This window comes from Arthrobacter sp. zg-Y20 (assembly GCF_030142075.1).
Taxonomy (GTDB): Bacteria; Actinomycetota; Actinomycetes; order Actinomycetales; family Micrococcaceae; genus Arthrobacter_B.
Genome location: NZ_CP126241.1, coordinates 3,305,634 through 3,320,416, shown reverse-complemented (window position 1 = coordinate 3,320,416; position 14,783 = coordinate 3,305,634). Strand labels below are relative to the sequence as shown.

Sequence of the window (14,783 nt, the reverse complement as noted above, 5' to 3'; positions counted from 1 at the left end):
GGGGATGCTCCGCGATGCGGGGCACCCCCCTTTTTGCGTGTGTTGCCTGCAGGCGGCGGTTAGGCCTCCTGGGCGTCCTTCCACTGCTTCCAGCCGGCGTAGCTGCCCTCGAGCTCGACGACGTCGAACCCTGCGCGGCGCAGCGTGCTGGCGGCCACCGAGTTGCGTACACCGCTCTGGCAGTACGTCACGATGCTGGCCCCGGCCGGCAGCTGGTCCTGGTTCCACAGGACCCGCCCGGCGCTGAGCTGGCTGGAGCCGGGGATGTGGCCGTCAATGTGTTCGGTTTTGTTGCGTACATCCAGTACCAGTGCGGCGTCGAAGCCGGCCAGGTCTTCCGGAAGGATGCGCTGCGGGTTGTAGGAGGGCAGGCCTTCGAGGCTGGTGGTGTAGCCGGCTACCTTGTCGATGCCCACACGGACCAGGTGGTCCCACATTTCGCGGGCGGCTGCGGCGTCAGCGGCGAGGAGGACCAGCGGGCGGCTGTCCGTTTCCGGGTCCACGGCCCAGGCGCCGAAGCTGGCGGTCTTGTTGCCTGCAGGGATGTTGACGGAACCGGCCACGGTTCCCGCATGCACGGCGGTGTGGGGGCGGGTGTCCACAAAGGTGATCCCGTCCTCCTCGAGGCCGCGCGCGACGTCGTCGGCCGTGAGTTCTTCCAGCTCGGGACGTTCGCCCATGACGGCAGGGCCCTGCCGGTTTTCACGCTTCATCCGGCCGAAGTAGGCGTGGGCATCCGGCTGGCCGTTGAGCAGGTCATCCACGAAGCCCTGCTCATCATTGGCTGCCAGGTACGGCCCCCACCAGGAGTAGAGCCGCTCGTAGCCCACGGTCGTGGAGGGCAGGGCGCCCAGGGCCTTGCCGCAGGCGCTGCCGGAGCCGTGCCCCGGGTAAACGGCGATGTGGTCCGGGAGGGTGAGGAACTTCTGCTGCAGGCTGCGGAAGATCTGCCGAGCGCCCTCGAAGCGGGTGTCCACTCCGGCGGCGGCTTCATCCAGCAGGTCCGGCCGGCCGAGGTCGCCGGAGAACACGAAGTCGCCGGAAAGCAGGTAACCGGGGTCCTTGCTGAAGGCGCCGTCGGTGACCAGGAAGGAAAGGTGCTCCGGTGTGTGGCCGGGGGTGTGGACGGCCTTGAGGGTGATGTTGCCCAGGGCCACGGTGTCGCCGTCGTGCAGGCGGTGGGCCTCGAAGCGGTACTGCCAGTGGGTGCCGCCTTCGCCGGAAACATACATCTCGGCGCCGGTGGCGGCGGCCAGTTCGCGGGTGCCGGAGAGGTAATCGGCGTGAATGTGGGTTTCCGTCACTGCAACAATGCGCATGCCGTTGGCGGCGGCTAGTTCCAGATAGGGGCTGATGTCCCGGCGGGCGTCCACCACCACTGCCTCGCCCTTGCGCTGGCACCCGATGAAGTAGCTGGCCTGGGCCAGATCCTCGTCGTAGATGCGTTCGAGCAGCATGTTGTCTCCTTTGTGTTGCGGTTAGACACCCCCGGGGGTATCCGATCTGCTTCAACCGTAATACCCCTGGGGGTATGGTGCCAAACCCGGGCGCCTCAGTTTTGCATACCCCTAGGGGTATCTGTCAGGATGATGGAACAAGTGCTTTAGCAAGTCGAAGAAGGAGTTCAAAATGTGCCGAGCAGTCAGCTGCCGCAAGTGCGGCAAGACCACCTGGGCCGGATGCGGCAACCACGTGGACCAGGTCATGAACAATGTCCCCAAGGCGGACCGCTGCACGTGCAGCACCAATGCCGCGACGGCCGTGGGCGCCCAGGCGGGCGGATCGAGCTGGCTCGGAAAGCTGTTCGGCCGCAAGTAAACGCACCAATACCGGGAATGCCGGCGCCGGGCGTGGCAAGCTATGCCCATGGAATCCAGCACCGGCATCCCGCCCTGGCCCTCGACCGACCCGCAGTACGGCAATGTGCGCCTGCGGGCTTTCCGCGATGAGGACGCCCCAATGGTGATGGAGATGGCCCGGGACGAGTACTTTCCCACCGTCGGCAGCCTGCCCGCCAACGCGGACCACGAGCAGGCGCTGGAGTGGCTGGAGCGGCAGCGGCAGCTCCACGACAAAGGATCGGGTTTCTCCTTCGCCATCACCGACGCGGAGACGGACACGGTAGTGGGACAGGTCGGCCTGTGGGGCTGGGAACTGCCGCACGGCCGCACGCAGGCGGGCTACGGAATCATCCCCGCTGCCCGCCGCCGCGGCTACGCCGGAAACGCCCTGCGCGCGGTGGCGGAGTTCGCCTGGTCCATTCCCGAAGTGCAGCGCATGGAGCTGTACATCGAGCCGTGGAACGCCGCTTCCATCCGCACCGCCGAATCCGCCGGTTTTGAGCGTGAAGGCCTGCTGCGCAGCTACATGGTGATCGCCGGGCAGCGCCGGGACCTGCTGGTTTTCTCCTCGCTCAGACAGCCTTAGGCTACGGAGTGGCTGCCGTCGCCCGGCATGTCCGCCAGGCCGTGGGCCCACACCCCGTGGAAGTGATTGACGGGTCCATGGCCGGTCCCGACGTCCAGCTCATCAGCGGTTTCCAAGGCCTCCTGCAGCCAGGCCTTGGCCGCCTGCAGCGCCACTTCCCAATTCCCGGACCGCGCATACAGTGTGGCGAGTGCGGAGGACAGCGAGCAGCCGGTGCCGTGCGTGTTCACGGTGTCCACTCGGGCCGAGCTCACCTCGGCGGTGCGTACCGCGCCGTCGCCGCCGATGCTGACCAGCGCATCCGGGGCCGCCGGGCCGGCAAGGTGACCGCCCTTCACCAGCACCGCCACCCCGTGGGCCCGCGCCAGGCGGACGCCCTGGCCCAGCGCCTCGTCCCAGCTGCCGGCGCAGGCGTCCCCCACCAGTACCGCGAGTTCGGGAAGGTTGGGGGTCACCAGATGCACCCCGCCCAGCAGCCGCCGCATGGCATCCTCGGCATCGGCGTTCAGCAGCCGGTCACCGCTTGTGGCAATCATGACCGGATCCAGCACCACGGCGGGCGGACGGACGGCAGTCAACCATTCAGAGACGGCCTCAATAGTTTCCACAGTGCCCAGCATGCCGATCTTCACGGCGTCAATAACGACGTCGTCGCTGACGGCGGTGAGCTGCTCGCGGAGGAACGCCACCGGAGGCGTGTGCACCGAGCGCACGCCAACGGTGTTCTGCGCCACGAGGGCGGTGATTACGGCCATACCGTAGCCACCGGTGGCCGCAATGGATTTCAGGTCGGCCTGAATGCCGGCTCCGCCCGTGGGATCGGTGCCGGCAATGCTCAGCACCCGGGGGACTTTCACCGGTTCCATGCCGCCACCAGTTCCTCTGCCGCCCTGCGGGGATCAACAGCAGCGCAGACAGCTGAAACCACGGCAATTCCGGAAGCGCCGGCGGCGCGCAGCGCAACGACGTCGGCGGGCTGGATCCCACCGATCGCAACGCACGGCAGCGGCGAGGAGGCAGCGAAGGATTGGAAACCGCTTATTCCCAACGGTTCGGGGTGGTCCGGTTTGGTGCTGGTGGGCCGGATGACGCCGGCACCCAGGTAGTCCACGGTCCCGGCGGGGAGCGCGCCAACGGCAGCCAGATGCCGCTCCGTGTTGGCGGTCAGCCCGACAACGGCGTCCGGTCCCACCAGCCGCCGCACCGCGCCGGCGGGCAGGTCGCTTTGGCCAACGTGCACCCCGTGCACTTCGGCGCCCGCGGTCCGGGCAGCCAGGTAAATGTCCACCCGGTCATCAACCAGTACCAGGGCGCGGTCCCCGATGGCTGAAGCCACGGCCAACACCAGCTGGTAAAAGTCGGCAGCGGAAGCCTGCTTTTCCCGGACCTGCACCGTCCGGATGCCGCCGGCCACGGCGGCCCGCACGGTTTCGGTCACGCCCCGGGCCCCGCACAAGAGGGTGTCGGTAACGAGGTAGATGCCGGTGTTCCGCGCACCTTCGCGGAGGCGGCCGGAGTCCGGGAAAGATGCAGTGTTCACGCGGCGGCCAGCCGTTCGGCTACGAGCTCCGCATCCAGGTGCCAGAGGGCGTCGAGGAAGATCGGAGCGAAGCTGCCCGGGCCGGACGCGGAGGCTGCGGCATGCTCGGCCGCCACGGTATAGGCCGCAGTGGCGGCGGCCGCCGCCACCAGCCCGCCGCCGTCGGGCCCGGCGTCGCCGGCAACCGCAAGGAACGCCGCGGTAACCGCGCCAAGGGCGCAACCGCCGCCGGTGACCTTAGTGAGCAGGGAGGTCCCGTTGCTCAGCCGCAAGGTGTCCGTGCCGTCAGTGATGACATCGGTGGCGCCGGAGACGGCCACGATGCAGCCGTACTTGGCTGCAAGCAGGGACGCGGCAGGCAGGGCGTCCTCGGGGTTATCGGTGGCGTCAACACCGCGACCGCCCGAGCCGAGCCCGGCGAGGGCCATTATCTCCGAGGCATTGGCGCGGACGGCGGTGGGGCGCAGGGCCAGCAGTTCCGAGGCCAGGGCGGTGCGGACCGGAAGGCTGCCCACGGCCACCGGGTCAAGCACCCAAGGCGTTCCGGCGGCATTGGCTGCTTCGGCGGCTTCGAGCATGGCTGTGCGCTGGTCGGCATGCGGAGTGCCAAGATTGATCAGCACGGCGGAAGCAACCCGGGCAAACGGGCCCGCCTCGCCGGGGATATCCGTCATGGCCGGGGCGGCGCCGAGTGCCAGCAGCACGTTGGCAGTGAAGTTGGTGACCACGGCGTTGGTCAGGCATTGCACGAGCGGCGGTTCGGCGCGCAGGCGCGACAGATGGTTGGAAACGGTTAACGGTGTCAGGCGAATAGTCATCCGCGACATCCCTTCGCTAGTTCTAACTAGATCAGGTTCAACGGGTTTCATCTCAGCCTTACGGCACCCCGTGTCACTGGAACCGACTCTACGAGCACGGCTGGGGAAAGGCAAAGGGGCGGTGCCTATGCCCGGCGGCCCTCCACCGGCACCAGACCCAGGCCGGCGCAGCCGCTGGCCAGATCCTCGAGGCCGAAGGCGCTGAGGGGACTGGCCACACCCGGGTCCAGGTCCTGCCGGTCGCGCAGCTGCTCCGCTCCCCAAGCGATCAGCTCACCGGTCAACGTGTAGACATTGGGCCCGGTGAGCTGCACGGCCGAGAGCAGGCTTCCGTCCCTCCCAGTCACGGCGGCCACCACCTGTGTACGGGTTTTTGCGCGCCGGGCGCTGTCCGGTCCGCCGGGTTTCCCGATCAGGGGAGCGGACAGGTTCTCCAGCAGGCGGCGGCCCCGGGCCGACTTTCCGATCGCATGGCTGGCTGCGGATGCCAGGCTGATTGCCCGGCTGAGGGAAGGGAACCAGCCGTTGTACACCGACACGCTATCCAGCTGGGGGAAGGCATCGGGTAGGAACAGGACTTCCGTTCCGGGAACCAGGAAGCCCGCTTTGTGTCCCCGGCGGGAACCGCTCACCGGGAAAACATGGACATCTGCTGCCACCCGTTCTTCCACCAGATGCCCGTCCCTCAACCGCACTGCGGGCAGGAACAAGCCGTCGCGCATGGTGGTCCGGGTACCCTGGCTGAGCCCTGGACTCAGCGCGCCCGCGGTGAAGTATCCGACGTCGAGCCTCCGTCCGGCTTCTCCGGCCTGCTGCGCCGCCAGGGCGCCGGCCAGGATGCCCGGTACGTAGTCATATCCGAACGCAGGCAACAGCACGGCGCCGGTTTCCTCTGCCTGCCGTCCGAACCGCTCCTGCAGGGTGCGGACAAACCCCACCTCGCCGGTGGTGTCGATGTAGCGCGCACCGGCCTGCACGGCAGCTTCCGCCACCCCCAGGCCGAACCGTTCAAAGGGCCCCACGGTGGTGATCAGCACGTCGCCGGGATTCAGCAGCCGCCGGATACTGCCGGTATCGCCGGCATCTGCGGCAGTGAACTCCAACCCGCCGTGGTCCCGCGCCAGGGAAGACAGTGCGGCGGTATTGCGTCCGGCGAGGACGGGACGCACGCCGCGCCGGATCAGCGCGTCCAACACCAGGGTGCCGGTATATCCGCTGGCACCGAGAAGGACGAGGCGGCCGCTCACTTCTGGTCCTGTGCCTTCGGTTCGTAGCCGATCAGCCAGTGCAGTCCGTATCGGTCAATGACCTGACCGTCCGAAGCGCCCCACGGCTTGGGGCCAAGCGGGTCCACGATCCGGCCGTCGGCCGCAAGCCGGCTAAACCAGCTATGCAGGAGTTCCGGTTCGCCGGTCCCGAGCAGGGAGAGCATGACCCCCTCCATCCGGACGTTCTGTTCCGGCCCGTCGGTATCTGCTCCGGCCAGGGCGACAGGGCCATCCAGGACTCCGTGCGCAACCGCGTCCGGCGCGCCGCCGCTGCCGAAGTCCCGGTTCGTATGCAGCGATAGCTCACCGCCGAACACTCCGGCATAAAAGGTGAGGGCTTTGCGCGCAGTGCCCGGAAACAGGACGTAAACCATGGGTGCCGTCATGCGGCACAGCATACGCTGCCGATACCGCTGCGGGGACCGTGGCCGTTGACTCCCCGGCATGGCCAGCGGACAGTGGACCCATGCCAGGCATCGGTGCACCGCTGTGGGACAAACTGTCCGAGACCGTTGAATCCGGCTGGTGCCCGGGGCTGGTGGCGGGTATCCGGCTTAACGGGCAGACAGAGATCTTCGCGACCGGTTCGCTGGGTGTTGGGCGGTCCGCGCCAATGGGCGAGGACACCCCGTTCCGCATTTCCTCATTGAGCAAGCTGCTGGGCGGCGCCCTGGCCCTGAGCCTGCTCGCAGACGGCACCCTGGAACTGGATGAGGACGTGTCCCGCATGTTCCCCGTGCTGGGGCACCTGCGCGTGCTCGCCACACCCGATGCGCCACTGTCCGTCTCGGTCCCCGCCCGCGGGCCGATCACCCTGCGTCACCTGCTGACCTTCACCGCAGGATTCGGCATCGACTTCGCGCCCACACCCTACGCCGCCGCCACCCGCGACCTGCTGTGGGGTCCGAACCCGCCGGACCTGACTCACGAGGAGTATCTGGCCCGCCTCGCTGCTCTGCCGCTGGCGCATCAGCCGGGGGACCTGTGGATGTATCACTCATGCGCGGACCTCCTCTCGGTGGTGATGGCCAAGGCCGCCGACAGCTCAGTTGGTCAGTTGCTGCAGGAGCGGGTCAATGGACCCTTCGGGCTCACCGGCACCGGGTTTCCTACCGGAAAGGACACGTTCCCTACCGTGTACGAGGCAGTGGACGGTCAATTGAAGGAAGCGGTCTCCTACCGGGACGCCATGGCAGCGCCCCCGATATTCGAATCACTGGCCGGTGGCCTGGTGTCCACCGTGCCCGACTATTTGCGGTTCCTGGCACAGCTGGCCGACGACGCCGTGCTGCCCGCGTCCCTGCGGCAGCAGATGACCGATGACCAGCTCACCTCCCCGCAGCGGACCGGCATGATCGAGATGTCCGGGCCGGATGAATCCTGGGGGTTCATGACCGCGGTGCAGACCGGGCCGGGCGCCCCGTGGTCCGAACCCGGGATGTGGGGTTGGGCCGGCGGTTCCGGCACCAGCGCCGCGGTGTATCCCAACGGCGACGCGGGTGTGGTTTTCACCCAGCGGTTTATGAGCGGACCGCAGGACAGCTTCGACTACTTCTGGGAACCGTTCGGTGCGCTGCGGGCGAGCGTCTGCCGGTAAGGACTATCACCAGGGCGCCGTCACCACGGATCGAGAGCCGGGGCGGCAGCCAAGGGCCCGCGGCCCGCAAGCCAGGCCATGAACATCCGCCGGTCCGAGGCCGAGGCAAGCCGCTCCGGAACCGTGGCCAGCAGCACCGGCAGGTCCCATTCCACGTATTCTTCGGGCCAGTCAGCCGGTCCGTATCCCAGTCCGAGGTCGGCATGGTGCATCTCCACTTCGCGCAGCCGGTGCGCCGGACAGGCCGCCACCCCGTAGTGCTCGCTGCCCAGGAAGTGTCCGTTGGGGAAACCTGCCTCGGCATATCGGGCCAGGACGGTCTCGAGCATTGTTTGGCTGTTCGCGAGATCGCTGATGATTTCCTGTGCGGACCTGCCCGCCCCGGCCTCGATGTCACCTTCCCGCTGCGCTGTGCCGCCCGGGTACTTGGGGACATCCCGGCCGTCGAGGGCGCCGTCGATCCGTCTGCCAAGGCCGTCGGCGTTGCGTGCCAAATGGGTGAGGACGTGTCCAACGGTCCAGCCCGGCAACAGGCTGGGCCCGCGGACCTCGGCGTCGGTCAGGCCCGCCACGGTGCCCAGCAACCGTGCCTGCGCCTCGGCGCACAGCTGGGTTGCACGTTCGGGATTCGCGTCAAGGGTGAGATTCCCGTCAATAGTCATGGGGCCACCAGTTTTCCTCCCTCACCGCCCGCGTTGGCAGTGACGGACGCCAGCCTAGCGCGGGCGGCCGGGCGCGTGTCCCGTTGCACCACCTCGGGATCCGGGCGGAGTAGGGATAACCCCCCCCCGTGTGAAGCTTGCGGGACGCGATACTTGACCCTGACACAGTGGCAGGCAGGAGAACTGAAGCATGTTATCCATCGGAGCGTTCGCACAGATCGGGCAGGTGACCCACCGCATGCTGCGGCACTGGGACACCGCCGGGCTGCTCGTTCCCGCCCACGTGGATGAGTTCAGCGGTTACCGTTCCTACGATCCCGCACAGCTGGAGCGGCTGCACCGGATTGTCGCCCTCCGTCAGCTCGGTTTCGGCCTGGAGGACATTGCCTCCATCCTCGAAGCCGGTGTGGACGCAGGCCGGATTGCGGACATGCTCCGCGTCCGGCGCGCCGAGGTGGAACGCGAGCAACGGACGGCAACCGCACGGCTCATCGACGTCGAGCGCAGGCTCCACCTCATTGAAAAGGAAAATGCCATGTCCCAGATCGAAATCATCTCCAAGTCCCTGCCCGCCGTCCGGCTGGCCGCCCGCACCGCCGTTGTTGCCGAACAGCCGGAGGTAGCCGGCGTTGTTGGGCCGCTTTTTGATGCAGTGGGGGCGGCGCTGTCCGCGGCGGGTGCTTCCCTGGATACACCGATCGCCCAGTACGAGATGGGCGAGGAGGGTATGCGCATCCTGGCCGGCTATGTCGTCGGCCCGGCCACTCCCGAGGGCGTGGAAGTGGTGGACCTGCCCTCGGTGCCCGCGGCCATCTGCGGTGTGCACTTGGGCGCCATGGACCGGATTGGGGAAAGCTGGCAGGCCGTCCATGCCGAGATCGTTGCCCGAGGGTTTGCACCCTCCGGACCGTGCCGTGAGGTGTACGTCCGTGCGGTATCCGATGACCAGGCGGACTGGGTGACGGAGCTGCAGCAGCCGGTGGAACGGGTCTAATCTCCCGCGGGCCAGCGTGCCGGCCCGTGGACCTCCCCGAGGGGGAAGCCACTGATAAACACCCCGGGTTTCCGGCAAAAACAGTGCTGTGCGTTGACAGAAATCGTGCATTCCAAATACGCGTAAAAAAGTTAGAACTGCTCGAAGCAGTATGGGCAAATACTCTATTGCGCTACTTGGCTCCCGCGTAGTCTCAATCCCGCTACCAGCAATTCACCCGGAATCTTTCACCACTGCCGGGCCAGCGGATTAGCGAACGGGCCAGGCCTCTTGCCATCGGCGCTGCGTCCATTCCCCCGCCAGGCCTGCATCCGGCCATGCCTGCCGCCAGGCGGGTATGGCTCACTCAGCGCACCCTCGTCGGCAGGAGCACCACCGCCATGAAACGACTCCCCCACATCCGTGTACTAAGTTTCCTAGCTGTTTTTGTCCTCGCATTTCTTGGAATCGCCGGGCCTGCACAGGCCGTGACTCTTCCGGCACAAACGTCCCCCGCCCTGGGGGCCGGCAAGGTCAGCATTTGCCACCACCCCCAGGGCCAGCCGGAGGGTGTTTACAACTACCAAAACGTGAGTACGTCCTCGGTGTTTGGCGGCAATGGCCATGACAGCCACCAGGGGGACATCGTGCCGCCCTTTGAGGGCTACAACGGAAGCGCTACGTGGCGTGAGGACCCGGCCCGGGCCGCGCAATTCCTGGCCAACGGCTGCTCTGACACGCCACCTACCACCTCACCCGCTCCCACCCCCTGCCCCACAACGGATACGCCGACGCCGAGTCCGACCACGGGCACGCCGACGCCGAGTCCGACCACGGGCACGCCGACGCCGAGTCCGACCACGGGCACGCCGACGCCGGGTCCGACCACCGGCACGCCGACGCCGGGTCCGACCACGGGCACGCCGACGCCGGGTCCGACCACGGGCACGCCGACGCCGGGTCCGACCACGGGCACAGCCACCCAGGGTGGCGGGGGTGCAGCATCTGGCGGCGGAGGCGCAGCCAACTGCACCTGTCCGGACGCCGCAGCGGCAATTTCAGCTGCTGAAGCTGCAGGGCTTCCGGTTGCCACGGTGGGACCTGATGGTGCGCTGGTTGACCCGGTAAGCGGCAACACGGTGCGACCCTGCCGCAGTGCGCTGGCCTATACCGGCACCGACGCCAGCGGCTCCCCCTCCCAGATGGCGGTCCTGGGTCTGGGCGCTCTGGCGGCCGGCGTTGTGGTCATTGCGCTCACCCTCATGCCACGCGGACGGCACGGCTAAGCGCCGGAGCATCTCCAGGGGAACGCGGCAGCCGGGGCCACAGCGCGCCTGCCCCCTCCCGCATCAGCCCGCACGCTTGTAGTGTCGGAGGGGTCCAAGGAGTCCCGTGCCGGTTCAAACGGCACGCCGGCTGCCGCATCCCCAAGGGAGATCCCATGGAAGTGGAACCGCGCCACCCGAGCGTCAAAGGTCCGGCCAACATGTTCACCGGCGACGTCTGGTTTGAGGTCATTGCAGCACCGAAGCCGGCCCCCTCGCGGATGCGGGTGAACGCCGTGCATTTTGCCCCCGGTGCCCGCACTGCCTGGCACGCCCACGCCGTCGGGCAGACCCTGCACGTCACCGAGGGGTACGGGCTGGTCCAGTCCCTGGGCGGACTCATTGTCCAGGTGCGGCCCGGCGACACCATCTACACGCCGCCGGGGGAGTGGCACTGGCACGGTGCCGCCCGGAACAGCCTGATGACTCATCTGGCCATGTGGGAGGCGCCGCCGGTGGGCCAGGAATCCGAATGGGGAGAGCTGGTCACCGACGCGGAATACGGCGCCCTGTAACCACGGTCAGTATCCGCTGCAGCCCCGCCACGAAAGGAAAACCCCGATGGATACCTTCACCCTGAATAACGGCGTGGAAATGCCGGTCCTTGGTTTCGGCGTTTACCAGGTCCCGCCGGAGGACACCGAGCAGGTGGTGGCCAACGCGCTGGAAGCGGGTTACCGCTCCCTGGACACGGCGGCCGCCTACCAGAATGAGGACGCCGTGGGGCGGGCCGTCCGCAGCAGCGGCATCCCGCGGGACCAGCTGTTTATTACCACCAAGCTCTGGATCCAGGACAACGGAGAGACGGGCACCGGCCCGGCGTTCCAGAATTCGCTGCAGAACCTGGGCATGGACTACGTGGACCTGTACCTGATCCACCAGCCCTTCGGCGACGTGTACGGGGAGTGGCGGGTGATGGAACAGATCTACAACGACGGCGGCGCCCGGGCCATCGGGGTCTCCAACTTCACCTCGGACCGGCTGCTGGACCTGATCATCCACAACGAGATCACCCCGGCCGTGAACCAGATCGAAACGAACCCGTTCTATCAGCGGGCGGTCGAAAACGAGATGATGACCGAGCACGGTGTCCGGCAGGAGTCCTGGGCCCCGTTCGCGGAGGGAAAGAACAACCTGTTCTCGCATCCGACACTTAGTGCCGTTGCGGAAGCCCACGGCAAGTCCATTGCCCAGGTGGTGCTGCGCTGGCTGATCCAGCGCGGCATCGTGGTGATTCCCAAGACCGTGAACCCGGACCGGATGGCCGCGAACCTGGACTCGTTCGGTTTCGAGCTCAGTCCGCAGGAAATGGCAGCCATCGCCGATCTGGATACCGGGAAGTCCATGTTCTTCGACCACACGGACCCCGAGGCCGTGGCCCGGCTCAGCGGCGTGAAGATGGAGTGATTACTCGCCCACCGGCGGTATATGCAGGTCCCGCACCAGATACAGCCAGGGAAAGGCCCGGCAGCCCAGCTGCCAGCCGTCCGTTTCGTAGTAGTGGACCGGACGGGTCCAGAGGACACGGCGGTGCTCCCACTGGGTGTCGGTCTGCAGCATCCGGTGCCGCAGCAGCTCGGCCCCCACGGTCCGCCAGCCCAGCCGCCCCGCGAGCTCCAGTTCGCGCAATTCGTCGAAGGCGGTGACGGGACCAAGCCAGCGCTCGCGGGCATCGGGCTCCGCGGCGTCCGGGTGTCCGCCGAACCGCTGCTGGACCGCCTGCCGCGTCATGCCAAGCTCCCGGCCCAGGGCAGCCCAGCTGACGCCTGCACCGCGGGCCGCCATGACGGCCCGCCGCTGCAACTCCTGGCTGGCCCGCTCCGCTGCGGCGGCCCGTGCCACCAGGGCTAGATGCTCCTCCTCACTGAGGGCACCGGCTTCGCCGCGGTCCCCGAGGATCAGGCTGCCGATCTGTTCCTGCAGATCGGTGACCGGTTTGCTGCCGCTCACGGCTGCCCGCCGCCCTTGGGACCCGGCAGCGGCCCGGCGGAACCGCCGGTGTCCCGGCTGGGCAGCCAGTATTCGGTGCCGCTGGCGTCCGTGCTTCCCTTCCACACGAAGGCCACGGCGACGTAAATCCCGGCCGCAAGCAACGTAATCCCGGCGCCCAGGCAGAAGCCCTCCCACAAGCTGGCCATGTCCAGCAGCAGCCAGGCAGCCAGGAGCGCGGCGCCCACAAGGATGAGGGCGACGGCGTAAACAATGTTGAAGGTTCGGGATGCTCTCATGTGTCAATTAGAACTTGACATCAGGCAGGCGTCAACGGTTTCTTGACATCGTTTCTTGGCATCGACTGATCCTGGACGAGTCGGGGACAGGCGCCGCCTGCCGGGTTAGGGTAGGGGCGTCGAGGCGATACGCCGGGACGGAAAGGGTCAGCATGGAACGATCGGTGTTATCGCTGTGGTCCTCGGGGTCGGTGCTGTCCGTCGGTTCCAAGAACTCCGTGCTGTCCATTGGCAGTGTGGGATCCGTCTGCTCTATTGGGTCGATCGGTTCCTTCGGGTCCCTGCTGGCGATCGGCTCCGCCCTGTCCGCCGCCGCGGTGATGTCCTGGCTGTCCGTCGGGTCCGTGATGTCCTCCCGGTCCAAGGCGGGAATCATGGCCGCCGGGGCTGGAACCGCTCCGCGTATCCAGCCTGGCCCCCGTACTCCGGCGCAGTCGCGCTCTCAGGCGCAGTCTCGCTCTCAGGGACAGTCCCGCCGTCGTACGCGCTCGCGCCGCCGCCGTTCCGCCGCCCCGAACCGCTGATCGGAAGGAACCACGTGCCGCAGCAGGACATGTCCCGGCAGGACACCCCGGCCCACCCATATGCTCCGCAGCAGGGAGCCCCCGCAAGCGCGCCGGACGAACAAACGCCCGGGACCGAACCGGTCCGGCTGGGCTGGTCCGGCGGGATTGCGCTGACACTGGGATTGGCCGGTTTCTTGCTCACCATGCCGATTGCGTACGGCTTGTTCCGGCTGTCCCTGGAGGTGGACGGCTGGACTTTCGGCACCGTGTGGATGGGGCCGGGATGGCTGGCCGGGCTGCTGATCAGCGGTGTGGTCCTGCTGCTCTCCTGGCGCGGCGGCAATCCCAAGGCCGGTGCCTGGTTGTTCCTGGGCATGTTCCTGCTCTGGGTCCTGATGTGGCCGCTGATGGCACTGGCCGGCACGCCCTAGCCCGCCTGCTGTGCAGGAGCCAGTGCCCGGCGCAGCTCACTGCATAGTTCTGCCAGCGCCTGCGATGCGCTGCGGAACAGGCGCGGAAACGCGAGGTAGCCGTGCGGCATGCCCACGTAGGTGCTGACGCGCACCGGTACACCTGCAGCCCGCAGTGCCGCCCCATAGCGCAGTCCGTCGTCGCGCAGCGGGTCGTGCTCGGCCACCTGGATCAATGCCGGCGGCAGGCCGGTGTGGTCGGGAGCGAGCAGGGGAGAGGCATAGGGGTGCTTCCGGTCCTCCTTGTCCGGCACGTAGAGATTGCCGTAGCGGTGCATGTCGGACTTCGTGAGGATGGGGGCTTGCGCGTTCTCCTCAATGGAGGCACTGCCCATGGTCAGGTCCGTGGCGGGATACACCAGGCCCTGGAAGATGATTCCGGGCCCGGACCGGTCCCGGGACATCAGCGTCAGGACCGCAGCCAGGTTGCCGCCGGCACTGTCGCCCACCACGGCGAGGCGGCCGGCGTCGGCGTTCCATTCCGCGGCCCGCCCCGCGACATCACACAGCGCGGCGTAACAGTCCTCCGCCGCGGCCGGCCACGGGTGTGTCGGGGCCAGCCGGTAGGCCAGGGAGACGACGACGGCGCGCGCGTCCCGGGCAATGGTGCTGGCGATGCCGTCATAGACATCCAACGTCCCGGTGGTCCAGCCGCCCCCGTGAATCAGGACTACCAGCGGCAGTGCTTCCGCGGAGTCCGCCGGCCGGTAGACGCGGACGGGGATGCGGCCCTCGTCGCCGGCGGCAGCGTCTTCCCGGACGTCGACTCCGGGTGCAAGGCCGCCCAGCAACCAGTCGGTCACGGGGTTGTGCCGGATGCTCCGCTGCTGGTTCGCCAGGATCTGCTTCTCGCTCAGGCGTGAAACCGAGACCGCCCCCAGCACCTTGCCCACCAACCGGACCCGTAAATCAAGCTTCGCCATGCCCGCGCCTTTCGTTGCACCCGTCCTGCCGTGACAGGGCTGAATA

At 67.7% G+C, this 14,783-nt stretch carries 20 protein-coding genes and 1 riboswitch; of the genes, 9 read left to right on the top strand and 11 right to left on the bottom strand.

The genetic code is table 11. The features are described from left to right. Window positions 1-59 precede the first annotated feature (59 nt). On the bottom strand, window positions 60-1,457 hold the full coding sequence (locus QNO06_RS15975; RefSeq protein ID WP_227912047.1) for an MBL fold metallo-hydrolase: 1,398 nt from the start codon (window positions 1,455-1,457) through the stop codon (window positions 60-62). Window positions 1,458-1,629: 172 nt separating this feature from the next. On the opposite strand from QNO06_RS15975, the gene QNO06_RS15970 reads away from it, so the two are divergent. Together QNO06_RS15970 and QNO06_RS15965 are read left to right on the top strand one after the other, a co-directional pair. Then, window positions 1,630-1,818 (top strand): DUF8730 family Cys-rich protein, encoded by a 189-nt coding sequence (locus QNO06_RS15970; protein WP_227912044.1) that lies wholly within the window; start codon window positions 1,630-1,632, stop codon window positions 1,816-1,818. Between the two features lie 48 nt (window positions 1,819-1,866). Next, on the top strand, window positions 1,867-2,427 hold the full coding sequence (locus QNO06_RS15965; RefSeq protein ID WP_227912041.1) for a GNAT family N-acetyltransferase: 561 nt from the start codon (window positions 1,867-1,869) through the stop codon (window positions 2,425-2,427). Here the strand turns inward: QNO06_RS15965 and thiD are convergent. The 5 genes from thiD to QNO06_RS15945 form a co-directional block, all read right to left on the bottom strand. Then, window positions 2,424-3,293, bottom strand: a complete 870-nt coding sequence (gene thiD, locus QNO06_RS17000; RefSeq protein ID WP_227912039.1) for a bifunctional hydroxymethylpyrimidine kinase/phosphomethylpyrimidine kinase — start codon at window positions 3,291-3,293, stop codon at window positions 2,424-2,426. The genes QNO06_RS15965 and thiD overlap by 4 nt on opposite strands. Further along, window positions 3,281-3,967 carry a thiamine phosphate synthase gene (thiE, locus tag QNO06_RS16995; RefSeq protein WP_227912037.1) on the bottom strand — a complete coding sequence of 229 codons (687 nt, stop codon included), beginning with the start codon at window positions 3,965-3,967 and terminating at the stop codon, window positions 3,281-3,283. Before thiE ends, thiD begins: the two co-directional genes overlap by 13 nt. After that, window positions 3,964-4,785, bottom strand: a complete 822-nt coding sequence (gene thiM / locus QNO06_RS15955; RefSeq protein ID WP_442860148.1) for a hydroxyethylthiazole kinase — start codon at window positions 4,783-4,785, stop codon at window positions 3,964-3,966. Before thiM ends, thiE begins: the two co-directional genes overlap by 4 nt. After that, window positions 4,777-4,866: riboswitch (TPP riboswitch) on the bottom strand. (Overlaps the previous gene by 9 nt.) A 44-nt stretch (window positions 4,867-4,910) precedes the next feature. Beyond that, window positions 4,911-6,032: a saccharopine dehydrogenase family protein gene (locus tag QNO06_RS15950; RefSeq protein ID WP_227912035.1), complete on the bottom strand. Its 1,122-nt coding sequence runs from the start codon at window positions 6,030-6,032 to the stop codon at window positions 4,911-4,913. After that, complete coding sequence (locus tag QNO06_RS15945) at window positions 6,029-6,439, bottom strand: VOC family protein (RefSeq protein ID WP_227912034.1); 411 nt, start codon at window positions 6,437-6,439, stop codon at window positions 6,029-6,031. The genes QNO06_RS15950 and QNO06_RS15945 overlap by 4 nt, the downstream gene beginning before the upstream one ends. A gap of 80 nt (window positions 6,440-6,519) precedes the next feature. Here QNO06_RS15945 and QNO06_RS15940 point away from each other — a divergent pair, with 80 nt between their 5' ends. Then, complete coding sequence (locus QNO06_RS15940) at window positions 6,520-7,650, top strand: serine hydrolase domain-containing protein (protein WP_227912029.1); 1,131 nt, start codon at window positions 6,520-6,522, stop codon at window positions 7,648-7,650. Window positions 7,651-7,670: 20 nt separating this feature from the next. Here the strand turns inward: QNO06_RS15940 and QNO06_RS15935 are convergent, their stop codons facing one another. Further along, window positions 7,671-8,312 carry a maleylpyruvate isomerase N-terminal domain-containing protein gene (locus QNO06_RS15935; protein WP_227912028.1) on the bottom strand — a complete coding sequence of 214 codons (642 nt, stop codon included), beginning with the start codon at window positions 8,310-8,312 and terminating at the stop codon, window positions 7,671-7,673. Window positions 8,313-8,502: 190 nt separating this feature from the next. On the opposite strand from QNO06_RS15935, the gene QNO06_RS15930 reads away from it, so the two are divergent. Continuing rightward, a complete protein-coding gene (locus QNO06_RS15930; RefSeq protein WP_227912026.1) occupies window positions 8,503-9,306 on the top strand; it encodes a MerR family transcriptional regulator in 804 nt (267 codons plus the stop codon). Between the two features lie 643 nt (window positions 9,307-9,949). On the opposite strand, the gene QNO06_RS15925 is transcribed toward QNO06_RS15930, so the two are convergent. Next, window positions 9,950-10,378 (bottom strand): hypothetical protein, encoded by a 429-nt coding sequence (locus tag QNO06_RS15925; protein WP_227912024.1) that lies wholly within the window; start codon window positions 10,376-10,378, stop codon window positions 9,950-9,952. A 1-nt stretch (window position 10,379) separates the two neighbouring features. Between QNO06_RS15925 and QNO06_RS15920 the strand changes: the two genes are divergently transcribed. The 3 genes from QNO06_RS15920 to QNO06_RS15910 all read left to right on the top strand — a co-directional run bounded on the left by QNO06_RS15920 (window position 10,380) and on the right by QNO06_RS15910 (window position 12,017). Next, window positions 10,380-10,571 carry a hypothetical protein gene (locus tag QNO06_RS15920; protein WP_227912022.1) on the top strand — a complete coding sequence of 64 codons (192 nt, stop codon included), beginning with the start codon at window positions 10,380-10,382 and terminating at the stop codon, window positions 10,569-10,571. A gap of 155 nt (window positions 10,572-10,726) precedes the next feature. After that, window positions 10,727-11,125: a (R)-mandelonitrile lyase gene (locus QNO06_RS15915; protein WP_227912021.1), complete on the top strand. Its 399-nt coding sequence runs from the start codon at window positions 10,727-10,729 to the stop codon at window positions 11,123-11,125. 46 nt (window positions 11,126-11,171) lie between these two features. Continuing rightward, complete coding sequence (locus QNO06_RS15910; protein ID WP_227912020.1) at window positions 11,172-12,017, top strand: aldo/keto reductase; 846 nt, start codon at window positions 11,172-11,174, stop codon at window positions 12,015-12,017. Here the strand turns inward: QNO06_RS15910 and QNO06_RS15905 are convergent, their stop codons facing one another. Both QNO06_RS15905 and QNO06_RS15900 read right to left on the bottom strand, forming a co-directional pair. Then, entirely contained in the window at window positions 12,018-12,560 is a 543-nt protein-coding gene (locus QNO06_RS15905) for a hypothetical protein (RefSeq protein WP_227912018.1), read from the bottom strand. Further along, entirely contained in the window at window positions 12,557-12,838 is a 282-nt protein-coding gene (locus QNO06_RS15900) for a hypothetical protein (protein ID WP_227912016.1), read from the bottom strand. The genes QNO06_RS15905 and QNO06_RS15900 overlap by 4 nt, the downstream gene beginning before the upstream one ends. A 152-nt stretch (window positions 12,839-12,990) precedes the next feature. On the opposite strand from QNO06_RS15900, the gene QNO06_RS15895 reads away from it, so the two are divergent. Further along, window positions 12,991-13,362 (top strand): hypothetical protein, encoded by a 372-nt coding sequence (locus QNO06_RS15895; protein ID WP_227912014.1) that lies wholly within the window; start codon window positions 12,991-12,993, stop codon window positions 13,360-13,362. A 14-nt stretch (window positions 13,363-13,376) separates the two neighbouring features. Then, the gene (locus tag QNO06_RS15890; RefSeq protein WP_227912010.1) at window positions 13,377-13,775 is read left to right on the top strand and encodes a hypothetical protein; all 399 of its coding nucleotides are present in this window, start codon (window positions 13,377-13,379) and stop codon (window positions 13,773-13,775) included. Here the strand turns inward: QNO06_RS15890 and QNO06_RS15885 are convergent. Further along, the gene (locus tag QNO06_RS15885; protein WP_227912007.1) at window positions 13,772-14,737 is read right to left on the bottom strand and encodes an alpha/beta hydrolase; all 966 of its coding nucleotides are present in this window, start codon (window positions 14,735-14,737) and stop codon (window positions 13,772-13,774) included. The two genes, QNO06_RS15890 and QNO06_RS15885, sit on opposite strands and share 4 nt — an antisense overlap. Between the last annotated feature and the right edge of the window lie 46 nt (window positions 14,738-14,783).